Here is a 17,085-nt window from a genome sequence, read left to right on the forward strand (position 1 = left end):
ACCAGTCGCTCAACCTGATCACCGGGGTGATGCGTGGGGCCGCCGACGCCGACGCGGGGCCCGCGTGGTGGGACGGCGGGATGTTGGCGGGCAGCGGCGGCAACGGCGGTAACGGCAACGCCGGGTCGGCGGGCGGCGCCGGCGGTGCCGGCGGAGACGGCGGGATGTGGGGCAACGGCGGCACCGGCGGTCACGGCGGCAATGGGATCGGCCTGGGCAGCAACGCGGGGGCCGGAGGGGCCGGCGGCAACGCCGGTCTGGTCGGCAACGGCGGTAACGCCGGTGTCGACGGCACCGGTACCACCGCCGCACTCGGCGGCACCGCGGGCAGGGCGGGGCTACTCATCGGCAGCGGCGGCAACGGGGGAACCGGCCAGGCAGGCGCCGATGCCGGCTTGTTCTATGGCAGCCCGGGCAATGGTGGCAACGGGGGCAACAGCGCCGCTGTGATCATCGCCGGCGGTCGCGGCGGCAATGCCGGACTGTTCGGCAACGGCGGCGTCGGGGGCAGCGGCATTACGGGAGCGGGCGGCGGCGACGGCGGCACCGGCGGAATGCTGTTCGGCAATGGCGGCGTCGGCGGCACCGGCGCCGCCAACAACGGCTTCGGGACCGGACCCGGCTTCGCCGGCGGGAACGGCGGGGCGGCCATCGGGCTGTTCGGCGACGGCGGAGTTGGCGGTGCCGGCGGCGCGGGAGGCGGCATGTTCGCCGGCGGCAACGGCGGGGCCGGCGGGGCCGGCGGCCTGATCGGCGCCGGGGGTCGCGGTGGCGACGCCGGCACCGGCGGAGCGCCCGCCGCCGGCGGCAACGGCGGCAGCGCCAGCGTCATCGGCAACGGCGGTAACGGCGGAAACGGCTCGGGCGGGGGCCCCGGCGGCACCGGCGGCACCGGCGGGCTGCTGTTCGGGACGAACGGGACGAACGGGGTGGCTTAAGCCTCTACCCAGAGGTAAGCAAAATTTACTAGAGTTGAGCGGAACAGACTCAACCTTGACTGCGTTGAACAACGCGACAAGCATTTTTCTACACCACCTTCTGACCCCAAACGGAGATCGTCGTGGACTCTTTCAACCCGACCACCAAAGCGCAGGCGGCCCTGACGTCGGCCCTGCAGGCGGCCTCGGCCGCGGGCAACCCCGAGATCAGGCCCGCCCACCTGCTGTTGGCGCTGCTGACGCAGAACGACGGGATCGCCGCGCCGCTGCTGGAGGCCGTCGGCGTCGAGCCCGCCACCATCCGCGCCGAAGCGCAGCGGATTCTGGATCAACTGCCGCAGGCCAGCGGCGCCAGCTCGCAACCCCAGCTGTCGCGCGAATCGCTGGCCGCCATCACCACCGCCCAGCAGCTGGCCACCGAGATGGACGACGAGTTCGTCTCGACCGAGCACCTGATGGTCGGGCTTGCCACGGGCGACTCCGACGTCGCCAAGCTGCTGACCGGCCATGGCGCGTCCCCGCAGGCGCTGCGCGAGGCGTTCGTCAAGGTCCGGGGCAGCACGCGGGTCACCAGCGCCGACCCGGAGGCCACCTACCAGGCGCTGGAGAAGTACTCCACCGACCTGACCGGCCGGGCCCGCGAGGGCAAACTCGACCCGGTCATCGGCCGCGATAACGAGATCCGCCGCGTCGTGCAGGTATTGAGCCGTCGCACCAAGAACAACCCGGTGCTCATCGGTGAGCCCGGCGTCGGCAAGACCGCGATCGTGGAGGGCCTGGCGCAGCGCATCGTCGCCGGCGACGTGCCCGAAAGCCTGCGCGACAAGACCGTCATCAGCCTGGACCTGGGCTCGATGGTGGCCGGCGCGAAGTACCGCGGCGAGTTCGAGGAACGGCTCAAGGCCGTCCTGGACGACATCAAGAACTCGGCCGGGCAGATCATCACGTTCATCGACGAGCTGCACACCATCGTCGGGGCCGGCGCGACCGGCGAGGGCGCGATGGACGCCGGCAACATGATCAAGCCGATGCTGGCCCGCGGCGAACTGCGGCTGGTCGGCGCGACCACGCTCGACGAGTACCGCAAGTACATCGAGAAGGACGCCGCGCTGGAGCGGCGCTTCCAGCAGGTGTTCGTCGGCGAGCCGTCGGTGGAGGACACCGTCGGCATCCTGCGCGGGCTCAAGGACCGCTACGAGGTGCACCACGGCGTGCGCATCACCGACTCGGCGCTGGTCGCCGCGGCCACGCTGTCCGACCGCTACATCACCGCCCGCTTCCTGCCGGACAAGGCCATCGACCTGGTCGACGAGGCGGCTTCGCGCTTGAAGATGGAGATCGACTCGCGGCCCGTCGAGATCGACGAGGTCGAGCGCCTGGTGCGCCGCCTCGAGATCGAGGAGATGGCGCTGGAGAAGGAGGAGGACGAGGCGTCCAAGGAGCGCCTGGACAAGCTGCGTGCCGAGCTGGCCGACCAGAAGGAAAAGCTGGCCGAGCTGACCACCCGCTGGCAGAACGAGAAGAGCGCGATCGACATCGTCCGCGAGCTCAAGGAACAGCTGGAGGCGTTGCGCGGGGAGTCCGAGCGCGCCGAGCGCGACGGCGACCTGGCCAAGGCCGCCGAGTTGCGGTACGGGCGCATCCCCGAGGTGGAGAAGAAGCTCGAGGCCGCGCTGCCGCAGGCCGAGGCCCGCGAGAACGTGATGCTCAAGGAGGAGGTCGGTCCCGACGACATCGCCGACGTGGTGTCGGCGTGGACGGGCATCCCGGCCGGACGGCTGCTGGAGGGTGAGACCGCCAAGCTGCTGCGGATGGAAGACGAGCTGGGCAAGCGCGTCGTCGGGCAGCGCAAGGCCGTGCAGGCCGTGTCCGACGCGGTCCGCCGCAGCCGCGCCGGGGTCGCCGACCCCAACCGGCCCACCGGTTCGTTCATGTTCCTGGGGCCCACCGGCGTCGGCAAGACCGAGCTGGCCAAGGCGCTGGCCGACTTCCTGTTCGACGACGACCGGGCCATGGTCCGCATCGACATGAGCGAGTACGGCGAGAAGCACTCGGTGGCCCGGCTGGTCGGTGCGCCCCCGGGCTACATCGGCTACGACCAGGGCGGTCAGCTGACCGAGGCGGTGCGCCGCCGGCCCTACACCGTGGTGCTGTTCGACGAGGTCGAAAAGGCGCACCCGGACGTGTTCGACGTGCTGCTGCAGGTGCTCGACGAGGGCCGGCTCACCGACGGGCAGGGCCGCACGGTCGACTTCCGCAACACCATCCTCATCCTGACGTCCAACCTCGGGTCGGGCGGCAACGAGGAGCAGGTGATGGCGGCGGTGCGCGCGGCGTTCAAGCCGGAGTTCATCAACCGCCTCGACGACGTGCTGATCTTCGAGGGCCTCAACCCCGAGGAGCTGGTGGAGATCGTCGACATCCAGCTCGAGCAGCTGGCCAAGCGGCTGGCGCAGCGGCGGCTGCAGCTCGAGGTGTCGCTGCCGGCCAAGCGCTGGCTGGCGCAGCGCGGCTTCGACCCGGTCTACGGGGCACGGCCGTTGCGCCGGCTCGTCCAGCAGGCGATCGGCGACCAGCTCGCCAAGATGCTGCTGGCCGGCGAGGTGCACGACGGCGACGTGGTGCCCGTCAACGTCAGCCCGGACGGCGACTCGCTGGTGCTGGGCTAACTTAACCGCCTCACGTGTGAATCCTGGGCTTTGAGTGTGAGTGCAGGGCGGGAAAGTCGCCAGAATCCCGCCGCTGCCTCACACTCAAAGCCCTCAGCGCACACGGCTCGAGGGGACCTGGCGACCCGCTTCGCCCGGCTTCGGCGCACCCGCGATCGCCACGACCTGTGATGGGGTTGTGACCTGGTCGGATTCTGTGTTCCGGCCCAACAGCAGATACCCTGTGTGGGATGGTCCCCCTTTGGTTCACGCTGTCCGCACTGTGCTTTGTCGGTGCGGGCGTGCTGCTGTACGTCGACATCGATCGACGCCGCGGCCGCAGCAGGCGCCGAAAGTCGTGGGCGCGCTCGCACGGCTTCGACTACGAGCGGGAATCATCCGACATCCTCAAGCGCTGGAAGCGCGGCGTGATCTCCACGGTCGGCGACGTCCCGGCCCACAACGTCGTGCTCGGCCAGATCCGTGGCGAGGCGGTGTACATCTTCGACCTCGAGGAGGTCGCCACCGTGATCGCGCTGCACCGCAAGGTGGGCACCAACGTCGTGGTGGATCTGCGGCTCAAGGGGCTCAAAGAGCCCCGGGAGAGCGACATTTGGCTGCTCGGTGCCATCGGCCCGCGGATGGTGTACTCCACCAACCTCGACGCCGCCCGGCGGGCCTGCGACCGCCGGATGGTCACCTTCGCGCACACCGCGCCCGACTGCGCCGAGATCATGTGGAACGAGCAGAACTGGACGCTGGTCGCGATGCCGATCGCCAGCACGCGCACCCAGTGGGACGAGGGGCTGCGCACGGTCCGCCAGTTCAACGACCTGCTGCGGGTGTTGCCGCCGGTGCAGCAGGAGGCTCCCGCCGACGCGGGATCGCCTGCGGGACTTCGCAATGCGGCGCCGAGCCGCCCGCTGGCGCCCGCCGCCCGGGCGGAGTTACCGGCCCGGCGCTCCGGGCAGGACGTGTCCGGGCTGCTTGGTGACGCGGGCCGCCGCTCCCCCGAGCCGGCGCGCCGGGACGAGGCTCGCACGGAATCCCTGCGCCGCCCGCCGCCCACCGGCCGCAACGGCCATCAGGCCTCCAACTACCAGCGCTGACTGCGCGTGGGGCGGTCCGGGGACGCCCCCATGATCGCTGGTTCCCCGTCACTACACTGTCGCTCATGCCTCGCCCCGTAGCCCTGATCACCGGGCCTACGTCCGGCATCGGCGCCGGCTACGCGCGACGCTACGCGCGCGACGGCTACGACCTGGTGCTGGTGGCCCGCGATGTCGACCGGCTGACCCGGCTGGCGGGGGAGCTGGAGGGCGAGGCCGGCGGAATCGAGATCCTGCCCGCGGACCTGGCCGATCCCGCCGGCCGGGGCAAGGTCTGCGACCGTCTCGCCGCCGGGGTCCGGGTGCTCGTGAACAACGCCGGCTTTGGCACCTCGGGCGACTTCTGGAGCACCGACCCCGCGCTGCTGCAGTCGCAGCTCGACGTCAACGTCACCGCGGTCATGCACCTCACCCGCGCGGCCCTGCCGGCCATGCTCGACGCCGGTGCGGGCACCGTCATCAACATCGCCAGCGTCGCCGGGCTGGTGCCGGGGCGCGGGTCGACCTACTCGGCCTCCAAGGCGTGGGTGATCTCGTTCAGCGAGGGCCTGGCCGTGGGCCTGCAGGGCACCGGCGTCGGCGTGCACGCCGTGTGCCCGGGGTACGTGCACACCGAATTTCACGACAGGGCCGGCATCGAGATGTCCAAGTTGCCGTCGTTTTTGTGGCTCGAGGTCGACGACGTCGTCACCAGGAGCCTGGCCGACATCGCGGGCGGCAAGGTGATCAGCGTTCCGGGCCTGCAGTACAAGGCGATCGTCACCGCCGGGCGGCTGATCCCGCGGGGGCTGGCCCGGGCCGCGACGCGACGGGTAGGGGGCGGTCGTGGGCGAACATGAACCGCGCGCCGAGCTGGCCGAGCTCGTGCGCCGGCTGTCGGTGGTGCACGGCCGGGTGACGCTGTCGTCGGGCAAGGAGGCCGACTACTACGTCGACCTGCGTCGCGCCACCCTGCACCACCGGGCCGCCGCGCTGATCGGCGTGCTGATGCGCGAGCTCACCGCCGACTGGGACTACGCGATCGTCGGCGGCCTGACCCTGGGCGCCGATCCCGTCGCGACCGCCATCATGCACGCGCCCGGGCGCCCGATCGACGCGTTCGTCGTGCGCAAGTCGGCGAAAGCGCATGGGCTGCAACGCCTGATCGAGGGATCCGAGGTCACCGGCCGGCGGGCTCTGGTGGTGGAGGACACCAGCACCACGGGCAACTCGGCGCTGACGGCGGCGCGCGCGGTTCAGGAAGCGGGCGGTGAGGTGATCGGCGTGGCGACCGTGGTGGACCGCGCCACCGGAGCGGCCGAGGCCATTGAGGCCGAGGGCTTTTCGTACCGCAGCCTGCTGGGCCTGGCCGATCTGGGGCTGGGTTAGGCCCCGGGCGGTATGCGCAGTTTCATCGCGTTCCTCGCCATCGCCGCCTGCCTGGCGGGCTGTTCGGGCTCCAACCAACCCGTGCGGCCCTACGGCGCACAGGGCGCGCGGTTCGGCGAATCGCTGGCGCTGCTCGGCTGGAACATGGCGGTGTCCAACCTGCGCTGGGACGGCGACTACGTGTTGGTCGACGTGGACGCCTCGCCCACCGACCCCAAGGCGCCGCACGCCAAACCCGAGGACATCCGCTTCGGGCTCTACGGCGCGCTGGCGCACCCGATGGAGGCGACCGGCCTGGGCAGCTGCGACGACGCCATGGCCAATGTGCACGACATCCAGCACGCGCTTGCCGCGCCGCCCGACCGGCTCACGGGGACGGTTTGCCTTGGGCCCCTGAAGGATCGGAGCCAGGTCCGCGGGGTGTACGGCTACTCGCCGCGCGACCGGATCCCGAACACCTCGGCGGCGTACCCGGCGGCGTTTCCGGTCGGGCTGCCGCCGACGAACGGCAATGACACCGGCCTGGTGGTCAAGACCGTCAGCCTGTCGGCGTGGCGCGCCGACGGCGCCCCGGTGACCAAGGCTCAGCTCGGCGACCCGGCCGCGTTCAACGGCAACGGCTTCATGCTGCTCGGGCTGGAGGCCACCGGCCTCGCCGACCGGTATCGCGACGACTCCGCCAAGCGCGGCGGCCCGCTGATGCTGCTCGCATCGCCGACCCTGCCCGGCCGCGGTTTGAACCCGGCCTGCGCGGCGTACGGGTCGTCGGTGCTGATCCTGCCCGACGCGTCGCTGGATTCGGTGCACGTCAACGCGTCGCTGTGCACCCAGGGCGAGATCAACGAGGCGCTGCTGTACGCGACGGTCGCGGTCGACGGCACGCATGCCGGGGTGTGGACGCAGCGATGAGCGGAGCCGGGCCCACCGAATGGGGAACGACGGCCGGTGGTGTCGGGCCCTGGCCGGGTGAACACCCCGACGACCCGCGCTACGACCCGAACCTGTTGCGCGACGGCGACACTCGCAACGTCGTCGACGCCTACCGGTACTGGACCCGGGAAGCGGTGATCGCCGACATCGACCGGCGCCGCCACCGGTTGCACGTGGCGATTGAGAACTTCGGCCACGACGCCAACATCGGCTCGGTGGTGCGCACCGCCAACGCCTTCGCGGTCCACACCGTGCACATCGTCGGGCGCCGGCGCTGGAATCGCCGCGGCGCCATGGTGACCGACCGCTATCAACGGCTGTGCCACCACGACAGCACCGCCGCGTTGCTGGACTTCGCCGCGACCGCCGGCCTGACCGTCGTCGCGGTGGACAACGTCCCCGGTGCGGCGCGGCTGGAACAGACGGCGCTGCCGCGGGACTGCGTGCTGGTGTTCGGTCAGGAGGGCCCGGGCATCACCGACGACCTCCGGGCCGGGTCGGCGCTGACGGTGTCGATCGCCCAGTTCGGCTCCACGCGCAGCATCAACGCCGGGGTGGCCGCCGGAATCGCGATGCACGCCTGGATCCGCCAGCACGCGGACCTGTCGCGCGCCTGGTAGCGCCCCCGTTGCCGCATCGAGCCCGCCCGCATCGAGTGTGAAGCCCCGGCTTTGATTGTGCGCCTAACGCTTCGCGTGTGAAGTAGCGGCGGGATTTCGGCGACTTTTCCGCCCTGGATTCACACGGAAAGCCGTAGGTGCACAGCCGAAGCCCCTCAACTCCACAGCGTCACATGCACTTTCGGGCGGAAGCGCGTCACGCCGACGCCGGAGCCGCGGATCATCGCCTGGGTGCACCTCGGGGTGGTGATGAAGCGGACCAGCTCGGACACGGCGGGCTGGCGCACCGCCGGTGCCAGCGTCGCCGCGCCCCACTCGCCGGACCGGTCCAGGCCGGGGCCGGACACGTGGGTCAACCGACCGGCGGCCAGATCCTTCGCGACGGCGAAACCGATCGTCAAGCTGACACCGCCGACCCGCTGCACCTCCTCGAGCGCGGCGGCGTCGCTCTGGAAGATGCGCTGCTGTGACTCCGGAACCGCCAAGGCGCGCAACATGTTTGCGATCTCGCCGTCGACGCCGCCCGCCGACGGGCCCAGCATCCACTGTTGCTGGCGCAGCAGCGCCGGCGCCGGAATGCCCGCCGCCACTGGGCTGTTCGGCGCCGCGACGGCGATGATCTGATACTTGAGGAAGGGGCGCACGAAGATCGTGTCGTCGGGCGCGAGCGAACTCTCGCTCACCGGGCCGATCGCGATGTCGACGGCGCGCGAGCAGATCAGGTCGCGGAACCGGCTCGTCGGATGCACGCTCAGCTCCACCGACAGGTCGTTGGCGCGCGACGAGAACAGCTCGATCAGCCCGGGCGCGGCGTGTTCGGCGAACGCGGTGGACGCCGCGATCCGCAGCAGCCGCCGCCCGTGGGCGGCCTCGGTGACCTCGATCGCGGTTTGTTGCTGCAGCCCGAGGATTTCGACCGCGCGGCTGGCCAGGCGCAGCCCGCCGGGCGTGAACGCCAGCCCGGCGCCGGTCCGGGTGAACAGGGGGTCGTCGAGCTCCTTGCGCAGGGCGGTCACCAGCATCGAGATGCCGGCGTCGGAAACACCCAGCTCCGCCGCGGCGGCCCGCACCGAGCCGAGGCGGACCACCGCCGAATAGGCCCGAAGTTGAGCCGGAGTCACGCCATGAGCCTACTTTGGATGCGTGCGTGACGTGCTTGCCCAGCTGGTGTCGATCTGGCGTGCCGGCGACACCGCGGGACTCGGGACGGTGGTGCGGACCTTTCGGTCCGCGCCGCGGCCGGCGGGGGCCTCGCTGGTGGTGGCGCCCGACGGCACGGTGGCGGGCTCGGTGTCGGGCGGCTGCGTGGAGGGCGCGGTCTACGACGTCGCGACCGAGGTGGCGACGACGGGCGCGCCGCGGCTGGAGCGCTACGGGGTGAGCGACGGCGACGCGTTCGCCGTCGGGCTGACGTGCGGCGGGATCATCGACGTCTTCGTCGAGCCGGTTTCGCGGGCAACGTTCCCCGAGCTCGGCGCCGTCGCCGACGACATCGCCGAGAACCGCCCCGTCGCGACCGCGACCGTCATCGGCCACCCCGACGCGCGGTGGGTGGGGCGGCGGGTGGTGGTCCGGCCCGACCCGAGCAGCCCCGTCGCGGGATCGTTGGGTTCGGCGCGCGCCGACGCGGCGGTCGCCGACGACGCCCGCGGCCTGCTGGCGGTCGGCCGCAGCGAGGTCCTCAAGTACGGGCCCGACGGGCAGCGCCTCGGCGACGGCATGGAGGTGTTCGTGTCCAGCTTCGCCCCGCGCCCGCGGATGCTGGTGTTCGGCGCCATCGACTTCGCGGCCGCCCTCGCGCAGCAGGGCTCCTTCCTCGGCTACCGGGTCACCGTCTGCGACGCCCGCGAGGTGTTCGCCACGCCGGCGCGGTTCCCGACGGCCGACCACGTCGTCGTCGACTGGCCGCACCGCTACCTCAACGCGCAGGCGCAGGCGGGCGCCATTGACGAGAACACGGTGATCTGCGTGCTCACCCACGACCCGAAGTTCGACGTCCCCGTGCTGGAGGTGGCGCTGCGGCTGCCCCGGGTCGGATACGTCGGGGCGATGGGATCGCGCCGCACCCACGACGACCGGATGGGCCGGCTGCGCGCCGCGGGGCTGACCGACGCCGAACTGGACCGGCTGTCCAGCCCGATCGGGCTGGACCTGGGCGCCCGCACGCCGGAGGAGACCGCGGTGTCGATCGCCGCCGACATCATCGCCAAGCGCTGGGGCGGCGGGGGTCGCCCGCTGACCGAGACCACCGGGCGCATCCACCACGACGCGCAGGTTCCAGACGAGTTAAACGATCACTTAACTCGCTATTGACGCCCCTGTCAGCGGGGCTGACACTGCTGCAATGCAAGTACCGGGACCCTTCGAATACGAACGTGCAACCAGCGTCGACCACGCCGTCGGGCTGCTGGATCGGCTGGGGGAGGGGGCGCGGGTGATCGCGGGCGGGCACAGCCTCCTGCCCATGATGAAGCTGCGCATCGCCAACCCGGAGTACCTGGTCGACATCAATGACCTGGCGCCCGAGCTCGGCTACGTGATCACCGATCCGACCCTCGTGCGCATCGGCGCCATGACCCGCCACCGCGAGATCCTGGAGTCCGACACCCTGGCCGCGGTGTGCCCGATCTTCCGGGACGCCGAGCGGGTGATCGCCGACCCGGTGGTCCGCAATCGCGGCACCCTGGGTGGCTCGCTGTGCCAGGCGGATCCCGCCGAGGACCTGGTGACGGTCTGCAGCGCGCTGGACGCCGTGTGCCTGGCCCGCGGGCCGTCGGGCGAACGGGAAATACCGATCGACGAGTTCGTCGCCGGGCCCTACGAGACCACCCTGGCGCACAACGAGATCCTGGTTGAGGCCCGAATCCCGGTGCGGCTCAATACGTCCAGCGCCTACGCCAAGGTGGAGCGGCGCGTGGGGGACTGGGCGGTGACGGCGGCCGGGGCGTCCGTCACCCTGGACGGCGAGTCGATCGCCGCCGCGCGCGTGGGCCTGACGGCGGTCAACCCCGACCCCGGCGCGCTCGCCGAGCTCGCGGCGGCGCTGGTCGGCCGGCCCGCCACCGAGGAGACCTTCGCCGAGGCGGGCCGCCGCGCCGCCGCGGCCTGCGACCCGGCGACCGACGTGCGCGGCACCGCGAAGTACAAGCGGCACCTGGCCTCCGAACTGACAACCCGCACGTTGCGCACCGCCGCGGCGCGCGTGCGCGCAGAGGGGAGCTAGCCATGCAAGTCACCATGACCGTCAACGGCGAGCAGGTGACCGCCGAGGTCGAACCCCGGACGCTGCTGGTGCACTTCCTGCGGGATCAGTTGCGGCTCACCGGAACCCACTGGGGCTGCGACACCAGCAACTGCGGCACGTGCGTGGTCGACGTAGACGGCGTGCCGGTGAAGTCCTGCACGATGCTGGCCGTGATGGCGTCGGGCCACAGCGTGCGGACCGTAGAAGGACTAGCGGGGCCAGATGGCGCCCTGGATCCAATACAGGAAGGGTTCATGCGCTGCCACGGGCTGCAATGCGGCTTCTGCACGCCGGGAATGATGATCACCGCGCGGGCCCTGCTGGACCGCGACCCCAACCCGGACGAGGAGACCATCCGCGAGGCGATCTCCGGGCAGATCTGCCGCTGCACCGGCTACACCACGATCGTGCGCTCCATCCAGTGGGCGGCGAACCACTCCACCGTGAAGGCCGAGTCATGACCACCATCGAGTCCCGACCGCCCTCACCCGAAGACACGGCGGACAACGACCAGAAGCCGTGCGGCCACGGCCGGATGCTGCGCAAGGAGGACCCGCGCTTCATCCGCGGCCGCGGCACCTACGTCGACGACGTCGCGCTGCCCGGCATGCTGCACCTGGCGATCCTGCGTTCGCCGTACGCGCACGCCCGCATCGCCGGCATCGATGTGACTGCGGCGCTTGCGCATCCGAAGGTCAAGGCGGTGGTGACGGGCGCGGACCTGGCCGAGAAGGGCCTGGCCTGGATGCCGACGCTGTCCAACGACGTGCAGGCCGTGCTGGCCACCGACAAGGTGCGGTTCCAGGGCCAGGAGGTGGCGTTCGTCGTCGCCGAGGACCGGTATTCCGCGCGCGATGCGCTGGAGCTGATCGACGTCGACTACGACCCGCTGGATCCGGTTGTCGACGTGCGCAAGGCGCTCGACCCGTCGGCCCCGGTGATCCGCACGGATCTGGAGAACAAAAACGACAACCACATCTTCGACTGGGAGACCGGCGACGCGGCCGCCACCGAGGCGGCGTTCGCGCACGCCGACGTGGTCGTCAAGCAGGAGATCGTGTACCCGCGGGTGCACCCCGCGCCGATGGAAACCTGTGGCGCGGTCGCCGATTTGGACCCGGTGACCGGCAAGCTGACGCTGTGGACCACCTCGCAGGCGCCGCACGCGCACCGCACCCTGTACGCGTTGGTCGCCGGCCTGCCCGAGCACAAGATCCGGGTGATCTCGCCGGACATCGGCGGCGGGTTCGGCAACAAGGTGCCGATCTACCCCGGCTACGTGTGCGCGATCGTCGGCTCGCTGCTGCTGGGCAAGCCGGTCAAATGGATGGAGGACCGCAGCGAGAACCTGACGTCCACCAGCTTCGCCCGCGACTACATCATGGTCGGCGAGATCGCCGCGACGGGCGACGGCAAGATCCTGGCGCTGCGCTCGAACGTGCTGGCCGACCACGGCGCGTTCAACGGCCAGGCGGCGCCGACGAAATACCCGGCCGGCTTCTTCGGCGTGTTCACCGGCAGCTACGACCTGGAGGCCGCCTACTGCCACATGACCGCCGTGTACACCAACAAGGCGCCCGGCGGGGTGGCCTACGCGTGTTCGTTCCGGATCACCGAGGCGGTGTACTTCGTCGAGCGGCTGGTGGACTGCCTGGCCTTCGAGCTCAAGATGGACCCGGCCGAGCTGCGGCTGCGAAACTTGTTGCGGCCCGAGCAGTTCCCGTACCAGAGCAAGACCGGCTGGACGTACGACTCGGGCGACTACGAGACCACCATGCGCAAGGCCATGGACATGATCGGCTACGACGCGCTGCGCGCCGAACAAAAGGAGCGCCGCGCGCGCGGCGAGCTGATGGGCATCGGGATGGCCTTCTTCACCGAGGCCGTCGGCGCCGGCCCGCGCAAGGACATGGACATCCTCGGCCTCGGCATGGCCGACGGCTGCGAGCTGCGCGTGCACCCGACCGGGAAAGCCGTTGTGCGGCTTTCGGTTCAGACCCAGGGTCAGGGCCACGAGACGACGTTCGCGCAGATCGTCGCCGAGGAGCTGGGCATCCCGCCCGACGACATCGAGGTGGTGCACGGCGACACCGACCAGACGCCGTTCGGGCTGGGCACCTACGGCAGCCGGTCCACCCCGGTGTCGGGTGGGGCCGCGGCGCTGGTGGCCCGCAAGGTGCGCGACAAGGCGAAGATCATCGCCTCGGGCATGCTCGAGGTGTCGGTCGCCGACCTGGAGTGGGAGAAGGGCTCTTTCCACGTCAAGGGCGACCCGTCGGCGTCGGTGACGATCCGGGACATCGCGATGCGCGCGCACGGGGCCGGTGACCTGCCCGACGGCATCGAGGGCGGGCTGGACGCCGAGGTCTGCTACAACCCGTCGAACCTCACCTATCCCTACGGCGCGTATTTCTGTGTGGTGGACGTGGATCCGGGCACCGCGGTGGTCAAGGTGCGACGCTTCCTGGCCGTCGACGACTGCGGCACGCGGATCAACCCGATGATCATCGAGGGCCAGGTGCACGGCGGCATCGTCGACGGGATCGGGATGGCGTTGATGGAGATGATCGCGTTCGACGAGGAGGGCAACTGCCTGGGCGGGTCGCTGATGGATTACCTCATCCCGACCGCGGTCGAGGTGCCGCACCTGGAGACGGGCCACACGGTGACGCCGTCGCCGCATCACCCGATCGGCGCCAAGGGCATCGGCGAATCGGCCACCGTGGGTTCGCCCCCGGCCGTGGTGAACGCGGTGGTGGACGCGTTGGCGCCGTTCGGGGTTCGGCACGCCGACATGCCGCTGACGCCGTCGCGGGTGTGGGAGGCCATGCAGGGCAGAGCGAAACCACCGATTTAGATGACGATCAGTGAGCGCGCTCAGGAGCTGTTGGCGGCACGGACACCGTTCGTGCACGCGACCGTGGTGCGCGCCCAGCCGCCCACCTCGTCCTACCCGGGCGACGAGGCAATCCTGTTGGCGGACGGCACCATCGAGGGCTTCGTCGGCGGACAGTGCGCCCAGAACTCCGTCCGCAAGGCGGCGCTGGGCGCGCTGCAGGCCGGCGAGAGCGTGTTGCTGCGGGTGCTTCCCGACGGCGACGTGCACTTCCCCGAGGCGCCGGGCGCGTGCGTCGTCGTCAACCCGTGCCTGTCCGGCGGATCGCTGGAGATCTTCTTGACCCCGCAGCTGCCGGCGCCGCTGATCGAGATCCACGGGGCCACCCCGATCGCCGAGGCGCTGGCCCAGGTGTGCGGGGTGCTCGGCTACGACGTCCGCCGCGGCGCCGACGTCGGCGAGGCGACGGCGGTGGTGATCGCCAGCCACGGCGGGCCGGAAGCCGAAATCATCCGCGCGGCACTGGATCACGGCGTCGGGTACGTCGGCCTGGTGGCCAGCAAGGTGCGCGGGGCGGCCATCCTCGGCCAGCTCGACCTTTCCGACGCCGAACGGGCCCGGGTGCATACCCCGGTCGGGCTGGGCATCGGGGCCAAGACACCCGCGGAGATCGCGGTCTCGATCGCCGCCGAACTGGTCGCCGGCGTCCGCGGCGGCGGCCTGCGCCGCGCCGACGCACCGCCGCCGCCTGCGGAGGCTGTCGATCCAGTGTGCGGCATGACGGTGACCATCGGGCCCGACACCGAGCGCCTGCGGCTCGCCGGCGCGGATCACTGGTTCTGCGGCCCCGGCTGCCGCGCGGCGTTCGCCGCCGGGAAAGCATGACCGTCACCGGTGTCGTGCTGGCGGCCGGCAGTTCGCGCCGGCTCGGGACCCCCAAACAGCTGCTGCCCTACCGGGATACGACCCTGTTGGACGCCACCCTCGAGACCGCCCGCGGCGCGGGGTTCGACCAGCTCGTCGTCACGCTCGGCGGCGCGGCCCGGGCGGTGCGCGCCGCGGTGCGCCTTGACGGGACCGACGTGGTGACCGTCGCCGACCCCGGCGCCGGGTGCGCGGCCTCGCTGCGGGCCGCGCTGGACCGGGTCGATCCGCGGGCCGACGGGATCGTGCTGATGCTCGGCGATCAGCCCGGCGTGCGGCCGGCCACCCTGCGGCGAATGCTCGCCGAGGGACCGGGCGCCGACATCGCGGTGTGCCGCTACGCCGACGGCGTCGGGCATCCGTTGTGGTTGGGCCGCGGCGTGTTTCGTGAACTCCGCGCACTGCGCGGGGACAAGGCGGTGTGGAAACTGATGGAAGCGGGCCGGTGCGAGGTGCGCGAGCTCGCGATAGACGGCCCCATCCCGCCCGACGTCGACACCTGGGACGACTACGAGCGCGTGGTGAAGTCCTGATGTTCACCGATGTCGACGACGTCGTCGCCCGCTTCGACGCCCACGACTACCTGCTCGACACGGGAACCGCGTCGGCGATCTTCCTGGCGGTGACGCTTCACCGCCCGCTGCTGCTGGAGGGTGAACCCGGGGTCGGCAAGACCACGGCCGCGAAAACCCTTGCGGCGGTGCTGGAGACCGAGCTGGTGCGGCTGCAGTGCTACGAGGGCCTGACCGCCAGCGAGGCGCTGTACGACTGGAACTACCAGCGCCAGCTGCTGTCCATCCGGCTGGCCGAGGCCGGCGGTCGGGGCATCGAGGAGGCGGACCTCTACACCGAGAAATACCTGGTCGACCGCCCCATCCTGCGGTGCGTACGGCACCGCGGCCCGACCCCGCCGGTGCTGCTGGTCGACGAAATCGACCGCGCCGACGACGAATTCGAGGCGCTGCTGCTGGAGTTCCTTGGGGAGTCCGCGGTGACCGTTCCCGAGCTGGGCACCTTCGTCGCCGAACGCCCGCCGATCGCGGTGCTGACCTCCAACCGCAGCCGCGACCTGCACGACGCGCTGCGCCGCCGCTGCCTGTATCACTGGATCGACTACCCGGAGCCGGCCCGGGCCGCCGCGATCGTCCGCCGGACCGTGCCCGGCGCGACGGCGCCGCTGATCGAGCACGCGACGCAGTTCATCGGCCGCGTCCGCGACCTCGACCTGGACAAGCCGCCGGGCGTCGCCGAGACGATCGACTGGGTCGCCGCGCTGGTGTCGCTGGGCGTCGCCGATCTGGTCGACCGAAATGCCGTGACCAGCCTGGGGGCGCTGGCCAAGACGCCGGACGACCGTAGTCTGATTCGCGACGCGTACACCGAATACAGCCGCACCTGAGAGGACCACCGCATGAAGATCGCCAACCAGTTCACCGTCAGCGCGCCCATCGATCAGGCCTGGGACGTGCTGTGCGACCTGGAACAGGTGATCCCGCTGATGCCCGGGGCCCAGCTGACTGGCCACGAGGGCGACGACTACCTCGGCAAGGTCAAGGTCAAGGTTGGGCCGGTGACCAGCGAGTTCAGCGGCAAGGTGCACTTCGTCGAGCTGGACCGCGACCAGTATCGCGCGGTCATCGACGGCAAGGGCAAGGAATCGCGCGGGACCGGCAACGCGGCCGCCACGGTCACCGCCCAATTGCAGGCGGACGGGGACCGCACCAGCGTCACGGTCGACACCGACCTGAAAATCGTCGGCAAGCTGGCCCAGTTCGGCAGCGGCATGCTGCAACAGGTTTCGGAGAAGCTGCTGGGCCAGTTCGTGGAATCGCTGGAGGCGGAGCTGGCGGCGAAGAACGCACCGGTGCCGGCGAGCCCCGCGGGCCCGGCGGCGACCGACTCCGCTCCCGGTCCGCGCCACGCGGCCCCCGAGCCCGAGCCCATCGATCTGCTCGACCTGGCCGGCGGCGACCAGCTCAAGAAGTACGGCGCGGCGGCGGCCGCGGTGCTCGTCGTGCTGGTGCTGATCTGGGTGTGGCGCCGGAGGCGTTAGCGCCCGTGAGCACCCCACTGCTGTTGCGGGGCGTCGACCTGGCGGCGTTCGCGGCCGCCCTGGTGGCGCGCCTGCGCGGCGCGGGGGTGCAGGTGTCCGCCAACGGCCCGGCCGGCTTCGTGCAGGCACTGCGGCTGCTGGTGCCCGACACGAAGCCGGCGCTGTATTGGGCGGCGCGGCTCACCCTGGTCAACCGGATGGAAGACCTCGGCGCCTTCGACGCCGTCTTCGAGGCGGCGTTCGGCGCGGCCCGGCCCGACGGCGTCCGAGGTGCCGACCCCGCCCTGGCCCTGCCGGGCCCCAAGGCCCCCGCGGCCGGCACGGTGCGCCCCGCGGGAGCCGCGCCGAACGCCGGCGCCCGACAACTGCCCTGGGCCACCCGCGCGTCCACCGTCCGGGACGCAGCCGAGGAAAC

Annotated in this window: 16 protein-coding genes and 1 pseudogene; 16 read left to right on the forward strand and 1 reads right to left on the reverse strand. The window is 71.3% G+C overall.

Features of this window, described 5'->3' with window-relative positions; translation table 11 throughout:
• The 7 genes from A5673_RS30635 to A5673_RS15620 all read left to right on the forward strand — a co-directional run.
• The coding region (locus A5673_RS30635; protein ID WP_369806489.1) for a PGRS repeat-containing protein at nucleotides 1-938 on the forward strand (938 nt) is incomplete at its 5' end.
• Between the two features lie 122 nt (nucleotides 939-1,060).
• Nucleotides 1,061-3,607: an ATP-dependent chaperone ClpB gene (clpB, locus tag A5673_RS15595; protein WP_068233930.1), complete on the forward strand. Its 2,547-nt coding sequence runs from the start codon at nucleotides 1,061-1,063 to the stop codon at nucleotides 3,605-3,607.
• Between the two features lie 230 nt (nucleotides 3,608-3,837).
• Nucleotides 3,838-4,695, forward strand: a complete 858-nt coding sequence (gene ttfA / locus A5673_RS15600; RefSeq protein WP_068233933.1) for a trehalose monomycolate transport factor TtfA — start codon at nucleotides 3,838-3,840, stop codon at nucleotides 4,693-4,695.
• Nucleotides 4,696-4,760: 65 nt separating this feature from the next.
• Nucleotides 4,761-5,534, forward strand: coding sequence for an SDR family oxidoreductase (locus A5673_RS15605; RefSeq protein ID WP_068233936.1), 774 nt, complete (start codon nucleotides 4,761-4,763; stop codon nucleotides 5,532-5,534).
• Nucleotides 5,521-6,063, forward strand: coding sequence for an orotate phosphoribosyltransferase (pyrE, locus tag A5673_RS15610; protein WP_068233940.1), 543 nt, complete (start codon nucleotides 5,521-5,523; stop codon nucleotides 6,061-6,063). Before A5673_RS15605 ends, pyrE begins: the two co-directional genes overlap by 14 nt.
• A 12-nt stretch (nucleotides 6,064-6,075) precedes the next feature.
• Nucleotides 6,076-6,972, forward strand: coding sequence for a hypothetical protein (locus A5673_RS15615; RefSeq protein ID WP_068233943.1), 897 nt, complete (start codon nucleotides 6,076-6,078; stop codon nucleotides 6,970-6,972).
• Nucleotides 6,969-7,613, forward strand: coding sequence for an RNA methyltransferase (locus A5673_RS15620; RefSeq protein WP_068233946.1), 645 nt, complete (start codon nucleotides 6,969-6,971; stop codon nucleotides 7,611-7,613). Before A5673_RS15615 ends, A5673_RS15620 begins: the two co-directional genes overlap by 4 nt.
• 155 nt (nucleotides 7,614-7,768) lie before the next feature.
• Here the strand turns inward: A5673_RS15620 and A5673_RS15625 are convergent, their stop codons facing one another.
• On the reverse strand, nucleotides 7,769-8,734 hold the full coding sequence (locus A5673_RS15625) for a LysR family transcriptional regulator (protein ID WP_068233949.1): 966 nt from the start codon (nucleotides 8,732-8,734) through the stop codon (nucleotides 7,769-7,771).
• Nucleotides 8,735-8,756: 22 nt separating this feature from the next.
• Between A5673_RS15625 and A5673_RS15630 the strand changes: the two genes are divergently transcribed.
• The 9 genes and pseudogenes from A5673_RS15630 to A5673_RS15670 form a co-directional block, all read left to right on the forward strand.
• Nucleotides 8,757-9,926, forward strand: coding sequence for an XdhC family protein (locus A5673_RS15630; RefSeq protein WP_068233952.1), 1,170 nt, complete (start codon nucleotides 8,757-8,759; stop codon nucleotides 9,924-9,926).
• A 31-nt stretch (nucleotides 9,927-9,957) separates the two neighbouring features.
• The gene (locus A5673_RS15635) at nucleotides 9,958-10,836 is read left to right on the forward strand and encodes a xanthine dehydrogenase family protein subunit M (RefSeq protein WP_068233955.1); all 879 of its coding nucleotides are present in this window, start codon (nucleotides 9,958-9,960) and stop codon (nucleotides 10,834-10,836) included.
• A gap of 2 nt (nucleotides 10,837-10,838) precedes the next feature.
• Nucleotides 10,839-11,318, forward strand: coding sequence for a (2Fe-2S)-binding protein (locus A5673_RS15640; protein WP_068233958.1), 480 nt, complete (start codon nucleotides 10,839-10,841; stop codon nucleotides 11,316-11,318).
• A complete protein-coding gene (locus tag A5673_RS15645) occupies nucleotides 11,315-13,714 on the forward strand; it encodes an aerobic carbon-monoxide dehydrogenase large subunit (protein WP_068233962.1) in 2,400 nt (799 codons plus the stop codon). The genes A5673_RS15640 and A5673_RS15645 overlap by 4 nt, the downstream gene beginning before the upstream one ends.
• Nucleotides 13,715-14,578 carry an XdhC family protein gene (locus A5673_RS15650; protein ID WP_068233965.1) on the forward strand — a complete coding sequence of 288 codons (864 nt, stop codon included), beginning with the start codon at nucleotides 13,715-13,717 and terminating at the stop codon, nucleotides 14,576-14,578.
• The gene (locus A5673_RS15655) at nucleotides 14,575-15,150 is read left to right on the forward strand and encodes an NTP transferase domain-containing protein (protein ID WP_068233968.1); all 576 of its coding nucleotides are present in this window, start codon (nucleotides 14,575-14,577) and stop codon (nucleotides 15,148-15,150) included. Before A5673_RS15650 ends, A5673_RS15655 begins: the two co-directional genes overlap by 4 nt.
• Nucleotides 15,150-16,016, forward strand: coding sequence for a MoxR family ATPase (locus tag A5673_RS15660; protein WP_068233972.1), 867 nt, complete (start codon nucleotides 15,150-15,152; stop codon nucleotides 16,014-16,016). Before A5673_RS15655 ends, A5673_RS15660 begins: the two co-directional genes overlap by 1 nt.
• A 12-nt stretch (nucleotides 16,017-16,028) precedes the next feature.
• Nucleotides 16,029-16,670, forward strand: coding sequence for an SRPBCC family protein (locus A5673_RS15665; protein ID WP_068233975.1), 642 nt, complete (start codon nucleotides 16,029-16,031; stop codon nucleotides 16,668-16,670).
• 5 nt (nucleotides 16,671-16,675) lie between these two features.
• A pseudogene (locus A5673_RS15670) lies at nucleotides 16,676-17,085 on the forward strand (VWA containing CoxE family protein); the annotation flags it as partial.

Origin of the sequence: Mycobacterium sp. E3198, assembly GCF_001667015.1 — a bacterium.
Lineage (GTDB): Bacteria > Actinomycetota > Actinomycetes > Mycobacteriales > Mycobacteriaceae > Mycobacterium.

What these genes read in the sequence shown, in the direction of transcription:
- A5673_RS15655 (WP_068233968.1), top strand. Translation starts at nt 14,575, where the DNA reads ATGACCGTCACCGGTGTCGTGCTGGCGGCCGGCAGTTCGCGCCGGCTC.
- ttfA (WP_068233933.1), top strand. Translation starts at nt 3,838, where the DNA reads ATGGTCCCCCTTTGGTTCACGCTGTCCGCACTGTGCTTTGTCGGTGCG.
- A5673_RS15635 (WP_068233955.1), top strand. Translation starts at nt 9,958, where the DNA reads ATGCAAGTACCGGGACCCTTCGAATACGAACGTGCAACCAGCGTCGAC.
- A5673_RS15645 (WP_068233962.1), top strand. Translation starts at nt 11,315, where the DNA reads ATGACCACCATCGAGTCCCGACCGCCCTCACCCGAAGACACGGCGGAC.
- A5673_RS15615 (WP_068233943.1), top strand. Translation starts at nt 6,076, where the DNA reads ATGCGCAGTTTCATCGCGTTCCTCGCCATCGCCGCCTGCCTGGCGGGC.
- A5673_RS15650 (WP_068233965.1), top strand. Translation starts at nt 13,715, where the DNA reads ATGACGATCAGTGAGCGCGCTCAGGAGCTGTTGGCGGCACGGACACCG.
- A5673_RS15605 (WP_068233936.1), top strand. Translation starts at nt 4,761, where the DNA reads ATGCCTCGCCCCGTAGCCCTGATCACCGGGCCTACGTCCGGCATCGGC.
- A5673_RS15640 (WP_068233958.1), top strand. Translation starts at nt 10,839, where the DNA reads ATGCAAGTCACCATGACCGTCAACGGCGAGCAGGTGACCGCCGAGGTC.
- A5673_RS15660 (WP_068233972.1), top strand. Translation starts at nt 15,150, where the DNA reads ATGTTCACCGATGTCGACGACGTCGTCGCCCGCTTCGACGCCCACGAC.
- A5673_RS15665 (WP_068233975.1), top strand. Translation starts at nt 16,029, where the DNA reads ATGAAGATCGCCAACCAGTTCACCGTCAGCGCGCCCATCGATCAGGCC.
- A5673_RS15620 (WP_068233946.1), top strand. Translation starts at nt 6,969, where the DNA reads ATGAGCGGAGCCGGGCCCACCGAATGGGGAACGACGGCCGGTGGTGTC.